The following is an 8,144-nucleotide window of genomic DNA, read 5'->3' as shown; positions in this document are numbered from 1 at the left end:
AACCACCTTCAGCCACACGGTTTTCCATCAGTCGATCCGAACCGCCTTCAGCAACAACAGGGTGGGCAAATGCGTTTGCAGCGAGTACCGAGAAAGCGAGGCTAAGCAAGATTTGGCGTTTCATGAGAGTGTGCTCCGAGTGTTTTAGTTTGGGTGTTGCCGGGTATGGGGTTGATGTTACGCGTTGCATTTTTTTAGAGAACTTCATTGCGCTGATGGTGACTATCGATGCCAGCGATGGCCCGTTTGAAAGGGGCATCGCCCGGCCGGTCAAGGCATCTGCGGCAGGTCGTGAGGGCGCAGGTCGAACACCAGCACCTCGGCATCCTGGCCTTGGCTCAGGTGAATGTGCTGCTCATCCCGCACTCGGGCACCGTCGCCTTCCTGCAAGCGCTGGCCGTTGATCTCCACGCTGCCCCGGGCCACGTGGATGTACACGTGGCGATCCGGCGGCAGGTCGAGGGTTGCGGCTTCGTCACCGTTGAACAGGCCTGCGTAAACCCTGGCGTCCTGGCGCACGGTCAGCGAACCGTCGGTGCCGTCCGGCGAGATGATCAACTGCAGGCGCCCACGTTTCTGTGCCTCGCTGAAGTGCTCCTGTTGATAGCGCGGTTCGGCGCCGGCCACGGCGGGCACGATCCAGATTTGCAGGAAGTGCACACCACGGCTTTGGCTGTGGTTGAACTCGCTGTGGGCCACGCCGCTGCCGGCACTCATCAGTTGCACGTCGCCAGGGCGGATCACCGAGCCAGTGCCCAGGGTGTCCTTGTGTTCCAGGGCGCCTTCGAGCACATAAGAGAAAATCTCCATGTCGCGGTGTGGGTGCTGGCCGAAGCCTTTGCCTGCGGCGACGCGGTCATCGTTGATCACCAACAGGTCGGAAAAACCCTGCTCGTTGGGGTTCCAGTAGTTGGCGAACGAGAAGGTGTGGAACGACTTCAACCAACCGTGATTGGCGGCGCCGCGTTCGGAAGCGTTGCGAAGGGTCAGCATGGCGATGTCCTCAAGTGGGCGCTGGCTGCGAGATGCAGGGCGCTTGCGTTGAGAAGAAGGTTACTGGTTACCGGAATATTCATTAAGAAGCTGTAATTTGAATAACTGTCTCTCTCAGATTGACAGTTAAAGGCATGCCATAATGCTTCCCGCTTTCTTCCCCCTCGATGGATTCTTCTTGTATGAAAACCGTGGCCATGGCGCTGTTCCCGGACTTCCTCCTGCTTGACATGGCCGGGCCGCTCGAAGTGTTTTCCATCGCCAACCGCTACCTGCCGGCAGCGGCGCATTACCAGATCCTTACCATTGGCACCGAGGCCGGCCCGTTGCGCGCCTCCAATGGCGTGGTGGTGCAGACCGACCTGTTGCTGGAGCACGCAGACGGCGCCTATGACCTCTTGCTGGTGCCTGGCGGCCCCGGTGCCTATAACGAATGCCATCCGGCGCTGCTGCCCTGGCTCAAGGCGGCGGCGCCCCGGGCGCGGCGCTTCGGCTCGATCTGCACGGGCGCCTTTGTGCTGGGCCACGCCGGGTTGCTGGACGCGCACCGCGTGACCACCCACTGGCACTACACCGAGCGACTGATCAAGGCGTTCCCCAAGGCCATCGTCGAGACCGACCGCATCTACCTGCAGGACGGGCGGTTGATTACCTCGGGCGGGGTCACGGCCGGTATCGACCTGGCGCTGTCCATCGTTGCCCAGGACCATGGCAAGCAGGTGGCGGTGGAGGTGGCCAAGGTGCTGCTGGTGGTGATGAAACGCCAGGGCGGCCAGGCGCAGTTCAGCCCGATGACGGCCGCCGTGGCCCCCCAGGAAACCGCAATCACCCGCGTGCAGAACCACGTGCTTGCGCACCTGGAGCAGCCGTTCACCATCGAGTCCATGGCCGCGTTGGCCGGCATGAGTGCGCGCCACTTTGCCCGGCTGTTTGCCAAGGACGTGCAGATGACGCCCATGGCCTTCCTGCAAGGGGCGCGCATCGACCGTGCCCGGCAGTTGTTGGAGACCACCGACCTGCCGCTCAAGACCGTGGCGTTCCACGCAGGCTTCGGCAGCGTGCGGCACATGCGCTTTTTATTCAGTGAAAAACTCGGTCTCAACCCCACCCAATACCGACAGCAGTTCAGTTAACGACAGGATGTCCGTCTCGCACACCCGATTGTCCGTATCGCTCCCTGTGCCAGCATTGTCCTGTCATGGGTAGCTGGCAAGAATAGCGTCGAGCCCACGGAAAAGGATGCGCGAACGCCCAAGGCCGGGTGTTTCAGCGCGATTGCAGACATGAACGACCCTCAGGCGATGGACGCGGATAGCACAGTGCGCTTCGGTGCCTATGCTTTTCACCGGCAGCAGCGGCTGGTGAGCAAGGCGGGTTGGCCGGTGCCGTTGGGCGGGCGGGCGCTGGATATCCTCGCGGTGCTGCTGGAGGCGCCTGGGCAGTTTGTCAGCAAGGCCATTCTGATCGAGCGGGTCTGGCCGCACAGCGTGGTGGAAGAGAACAATCTGCGGGTACACATCGCCGCGCTGCGCCGTGCCCCTCGACGGGCAACGCTTCATCCTCAATGACCCCCAGCGCGGCTATTGCTTCGCCGCGCCCGTGCAGGGTGTGGCCGCCGCCGTCCTGCCCCGGCACAACCTGGCTGCGCGGCTCAGCCCGGTGATGGGGCGGGATGAACTGCTGGGCGTGCTGGTGCGGCGTCTGTCCGGGCAGCGCCTGGTGACCCTCACCGGTTGCGCCGGCGTGGGCAAAAGCACCTTGGCCCTGGCCCTGGCCGAGCGCGTATTGCCGCGCTACCGCGACGGGGTGTGGTGGGTCGATCTGGCCACCGTCGAGTCGCCGTTGATGATGCTGCGCCACCTGGCCACGGCATTGCACCTGGAACCCAGCGGCAGCGCCACTGAGCTGTGCCGCCAACTGGTCTCCCGGCAATTGTTGCTGGTGCTCGACGGCGCCGACCTGCTGCTTGGCGCCTGTCGACATCTGCTGCGTGTGCTGCACGAACACGCGCCCCAGGTCAGCGTGCTGGTCAGCAGTCGTGAAGTCTTGAAGGCCCCCGGCGAATGGGTGCTGCGTGTGCCCCAACTGGGTGTGCCGGCTCCGTCGGCGGTGGGCAGTGTCGAACAGGCAATGGCGTTTCCCGCCGTGCAACTGTTCGTCGCCCGGGCGTGTGCCGGCCAACAGGGCTTTGTATTGCGAGCCCCTGACCTGGCACCGTTGCGGGATATCTGCCGACGCCTCGACGGTATCCCCCTGGCCCTCGAACTGGCCGCTGCCCAAGTGGACGCCCTTGGCGTGCGCGGTGTGCAGGCGCAAGTGTGCCGGGGCTTGCAGGTCCTCACGCGGGGCCGTCGCACGGCGGTGGAGCGCCACCAATCCCTGAGCGCTGCGCTGGACTGGACCTACCAGCGCCTGAGCCTGCCGGAGCGCTGGCTGTTTCTGCAAATGAGCCTGTTCAAAATGGCGGTGACCTTGCCCACCTTGAGTGAGCTGGTGGCCGGCACAGAGCTGGAGCATGCCGACCTGCTTTACTTGCTGACGCGGCTGGTCGACACCTCGCTGCTGAACCTTGAACCCGGCCCTGGATATCCACGCTATCGCCTGCTCAACAGCGTGCGCAGTTATGCCTTGGCACTCCTGCGCGACCCGCAACAGGTGGCGCGTTTGCAACAGGGTTATGGGCATTACCTGGGGCCGTTTTCAGGCCGGCCGTTTGTCTTGCAACTCGTCGAGCAGGCGGCGTACGCGGATTAGATCCTGGGTAGCGAAACCCTCGGTAAACCGCTCATAGACGCAACCCAGCAGGTCGCGGGCGGCCTGCACACGGCCTTGGGTGCGCCACAGCCGCGCCAGGCTGTCCGCGCACCGCAATTCCCAGGCCAGCGCGCCTTGTTGGTGCGCCAGGCCCAGGGCTTCGAGCAGCAAGGTTTCGGCTGCCTGTGCATCGGCCATGTTCTGGGCGCGCACGCGCAGAATCTCCGGGGTGCACCAGCCGGCCGCACCGCTTCTGGCGCGTTCGAACAGGGCGTCATTCACCGCGATGGCATTGAAGGTCACCAGAATGTCCTCGACCAACCCCAACCCCTGCACTTCGGCAATCTGCATCGTGCCCTCGTAGCACTGCGCCCAGGCGTGGAACAACGGCACCGAGTGTTTTTGCGCCTGCTGCAACAGCAGGTCCAACTGATCGCGGGCCGCAACCGTGTCGCCGTTGTACTGGGCGATCACCACCCCGGCGAGGGCCAGGGTGTAGCAGATCGACGTGCCGTGGTTGATCTGCAACGCCAGCGCCAGTGCCTGGCTTGCGGTGCGCCATGCCTGGTCGGGAAAACCGCGCAGCCACAGGATACGCGCCAGGATGGTCAGCGAAGCCACGCTCTGGTCGTACTGCACGCCAAAACCATGGGTAAACCGATTGAGATGGCCGCTCTGGGCCATGCGCTGGATCACCTGTTCGGCATTGTGCTGCGCCAGTGCCTGGTGGCCGGCGAAGTGCTGCGCCAGCACTCTCAGGCGCTGGGCGCTGAGGTCCAGCAGCGGTGCGGCGTGTGGCCCCAATTGATCGAAATGCAGGCTTTGTTTCAAGGCCTCGCGGTAGTTGCCGTCGCACAGGCTGACCGCCATTTGCCCTGACACCGCACGCAATTGGCCAGCCAGGTTTTTGTCAGCTTCAGCCAGGCGCCGTGCACAGGCAAAGGCTTCGATCGTCTGCGGCGTACCCCCTTGGGCATGATAGGAAAAACTGCCGAAAGCCAGCTGCAACGCCATGTGCAAGCGCTGGCTCGGCGCACTCGATTGCGCCAGCCGCGCCAGGGCTTTGCCCACGTAAAAGCCATGCTCGCGCAGCAGCGACAGCTCCTGCCACAACGGCATGGCGCTGACTGTGAGACGAATGCCCAGCAAGTGCACGCCCTGATCGCCCAGGCCCCAGTCGAGGGCGGCCCGGACGTCTTCACGCAGGGGGGCATAGCGGTCGATCCACGGCTGGGTCGCGATCAGCTCCCAGTCGACCTGCGCCTGGTTCATCAACGCCAGGCAGCGGTTGGCGTGGCGTTCACGGGTGGCGTCGAGCTCGTCGGCGACACTGAGTTTTTCCAGGGCGTAGGTGCGAGTGATGTCCAGCAGGCGGTAGACCATCTCTTCATCGCCGGGCTCCACATTGAGCAAGGATTTGGCGACGAGTTGAGTGATCGAGCCCAGCACCTCGGCCGGTGCGACCTGCTCCCCGGCGATCACCGCCGCAGCGCTGGCCAGGCTGAAACCGCCCCGGAACACCGCGAGACGGCGCAGGCAGATTTGCTCGCACGCCGTGAGCAGGTCGAAGCTCCAATCCAGGGTCGCACGCAACGTTTGATGCCGGGGCAGGGCGCTGCGCCGGCCGCGGGTGAGCAGGCGAAAATTGTCTTCCATCTGCACCAGCAACCCCGGCAGGCCGAAGCGCTCAATCTGCGCCGCCACTAATTCAATCGCCAGGGGAATGCCGTCCAGGCGCTGGCAGATATCAATCGCCAGGGGCAGTTCGGCTTCGCTGAGTTCGAAGCTGTCCTGATGGGACATGGCGCGCTCGATCAGCAATTGCAGGGCCGGATAGCCCAACGCCTGGGCGCGGTTGCCGGTGGCGGGCGGGCAGGCCAGGGGTTCCAGGCGTTGCACCGACTCGCCTTCGGCGCGCAAGGCTTCGCGGCTGGTGGCCAGGATGTGCAGTTTGGGCGCGTGGCGCAGCAGGGTTTCGCTGATCAGCGCGATGTCGTCCAGCAGGTGCTCGCAGTTGTCGATCACCAGCAGCACTTGGTGCTCTTGCAGGCGGCGCGCGAAGGTGGCCAACGGTTCGTGCTCGGTATGGGTCAGGTCGAGCAGGGCGGCGAGGTTGGGCAGGATCATCGACGGCGCGCTGAGGGGCGCCAGGTCCAGCAGCCGGATACCGTCGCGGTAATGCCCGATCAACAATTCCGCCACGCGCAACGCCACGGTGGTCTTGCCGATGCCGCCAGCGCCGGTCAGGGTGATAAAGCGCTGCTCGGGCAGATGCTGCACCAACGTGTCGATCAGCGCCTGGCGGCCGAGCATGCGGGTGCGGCGCAGCGGCAGGTTATGGCAGGGGCGTTGGGGTGTGCCTTCGGTGGGCAGGCTCATCGGTTCGATGCTCAGTGGCGCAACAAAACTGTAGCCACGCTGGGCCACCGTGACGATATAGCGCTGCCCGGCCTGACCATCGCCCAGCGCCTTGCGCAACGCCGCCATATGCACCCGCAGGTTGCCGTCTTCCACCACGCTCTTGGGCCAGACCCGGGCAATCAGTTCCTGTTTGCTCACCACATTGCCGGCCTGCTCCAGCAGGATCAGCAGGATATCCACGGCCCGCCGTCCCAGGCGCAACGGGCGACCGGCCTCCAGCACCAGGCGCTGGTGCGGGTGGATACGGTAGGGCCCGAAGTGCACGGCCTGGTCGCGTGGGTCACTCATGGGTGGCCATGCTCTGGAGAAAGTAAGCGGCCAGCATATTCCACGTACGTGCAGACCACTAGGCGGCGATCTCTTGAGGCTTGTGACGCAGTTGGTGGTTTCGCCAGGTCATTGGGTTGACGCCTTCGCTGCGAGTGAACATATGGCAGAAATGCGCCTGGTCGCAGAACCCGCATTCCTGGCTGATCTGCGTCAGGCTCAGGGAGGATTGAGTGATCAATTCCTTGGCCCGTTGGATGCGTTGCAGGCGTATCCATTCCTGGGGCGACAGCCCGGTGGTGCACTTGAATGCACGGGAAAAATGGCTGCGCGACAACGCGCAGGCCTGGGCCAGGTCGGCAATCGCCAGGCTTTCGCCGAGGTTGGCGAGGATCAATTGCTTGGCGATACGCTCGCGCCGGGGGCATAGGCCGCCGGTAGCGGATAAGCGAGGAGCGCAGTGCTCAGTTCGGGCCATGACGGATATCCGCAGTCGATGGGAGCGTTCCCGGTGAATGGGTGCAGTGTAGATGGCGTCAATCTTGTTGCCGGACCGTCTGGCTGACGAGTTAATCGTTGTTAATTTCGTCAGGTGCAGTCACGGAAAAGACAGCACAGGTATGCAATCAAGCCAGTGTTTTGCGTGCTTAGCTGGCAGCCTGCCAACCGTTTGGATATCGCCATGAACCGCAACGACCTGCGCCGCGTCGACATGAACCTGCTGGTGATTTTCGAGGCGCTGATGTTCGAGAAGAACCTGACCCGGGTCGCCGAAAAACTCTTCATGGGCCAACCGGCGGTGAGTGCGGCGTTGGGCCGGTTGCGCGACCTGTTCGACGATCCATTGCTGCTGCGCAACGGACGGGGCATGGAACCCACGCCACGTGCCCTGGCGATCCTCAAGGAGCTGCAACCCGCGATGGACACTATTTCCGGCGCGGTCAGCCGTGCCAAGGATTTCGACCCTTCCACCAGTTGCGCGGTGTTCCGCATCGGTTTGTCCGACGACGCCGAATTCGGCCTGTTTCCGCCGTTGCTCAGTCAACTGCGCGAAGAAGCCCCCGGCATCATTGTGGTGGTACGCCGTGCCAATTACCTGCTGATGTCGGCGCTGCTGGCCAGCGGCGAGATTTCCGTGGGGGTGAGCTACACCACCGAACTGCCGGCGAATGCCAAGCGCAAGAAACTGCGGGATATTCCGTGCAAGGTGCTGCGTGGGGATGATGGGGTGGCACCGCTGACACTGGATGATTATTGCGAGCGGCCCCATGCGATGGTGTCGTTCTCCGGGGATTTGAGCGGCAACATCGATTTGGACCTGGCCCGCATCGGCGTGCACGGCGGGTGGTGTTGGCGGTGCCGCAATTCAGCGGGTTGCGGGCGTTGTTGGCGGGGACGCAGATCATTGCGACCGTGCCGGATTATGCGGCGTGTGCGTTGACCGAGGGCACTACGTTACGGGCCGAGGATCCGCCGTTTGCGATTGATGCGGCGGAGTTGTCGATGGTGTGGAGCGGGGTGCATGACAATGATCCGGCGGAGCGGTGGTTGAGGTTGAGGATTGCGGAGCATATGGCGGGTGGGGGTTGATGGCGGCTTTGTGTACATATCCATTATTTAGGTAACGGCCACTTAGGGTTACGCCCTTACGGCGTGTCACTTTTGTAAAGGCACAAAAGTAACCAAAAGGCCTTCGCCCCACCACTCGG

4 protein-coding genes and 2 pseudogenes are annotated in these 8,144 nt (G+C 63.6%); 3 read left to right on the top strand and 3 right to left on the bottom strand.

Going from position 1 to position 8,144, the window contains the following annotated elements:
- Positions 1-270: 270 nt before the first annotated feature.
- Positions 271-993, bottom strand: coding sequence for a pirin family protein (locus IQK56_RS25105; protein ID WP_150675695.1), 723 nt, complete (start codon positions 991-993; stop codon positions 271-273).
- Between the two features lie 182 nt (positions 994-1,175).
- Between IQK56_RS25105 and IQK56_RS25100 the strand changes: the two genes are divergently transcribed.
- Together IQK56_RS25100 and IQK56_RS25095 are read left to right on the top strand one after the other, a co-directional pair.
- Positions 1,176-2,126, top strand: a complete 951-nt coding sequence (locus IQK56_RS25100; protein WP_193861987.1) for a GlxA family transcriptional regulator — start codon at positions 1,176-1,178, stop codon at positions 2,124-2,126.
- Positions 2,127-2,276: 150 nt separating this feature from the next.
- Positions 2,277-3,747 (top strand): annotated as a pseudogene (locus tag IQK56_RS25095) (ATP-binding protein).
- Here the strand turns inward: IQK56_RS25095 and IQK56_RS25090 are convergent.
- Both IQK56_RS25090 and IQK56_RS25085 read right to left on the bottom strand, forming a co-directional pair.
- The gene (locus IQK56_RS25090; protein WP_193861988.1) at positions 3,694-6,456 is read right to left on the bottom strand and encodes an ATP-binding protein; all 2,763 of its coding nucleotides are present in this window, start codon (positions 6,454-6,456) and stop codon (positions 3,694-3,696) included. The pseudogene IQK56_RS25095 and the gene IQK56_RS25090 overlap by 54 nt on opposite strands.
- Positions 6,457-6,514: 58 nt before the next feature.
- Positions 6,515-6,913 carry a helix-turn-helix domain-containing protein gene (locus tag IQK56_RS25085; RefSeq protein WP_122307320.1) on the bottom strand — a complete coding sequence of 133 codons (399 nt, stop codon included), beginning with the start codon at positions 6,911-6,913 and terminating at the stop codon, positions 6,515-6,517.
- Positions 6,914-7,117: 204 nt separating this feature from the next.
- Between IQK56_RS25085 and IQK56_RS25080 the strand changes: the two are divergent.
- A pseudogene (locus IQK56_RS25080) lies at positions 7,118-8,025 on the top strand (LysR family transcriptional regulator).
- Positions 8,026-8,144 lie beyond the last annotated feature (119 nt).

It is taken from the genome of Pseudomonas cyclaminis (genome assembly GCF_015163715.1).
GTDB lineage: Bacteria > Pseudomonadota > Gammaproteobacteria > Pseudomonadales > Pseudomonadaceae > Aquipseudomonas > Aquipseudomonas cyclaminis.
Note: the sequence above shows the minus strand (reverse complement) of the source record. Positions and strands in the feature narration are given on the sequence as shown.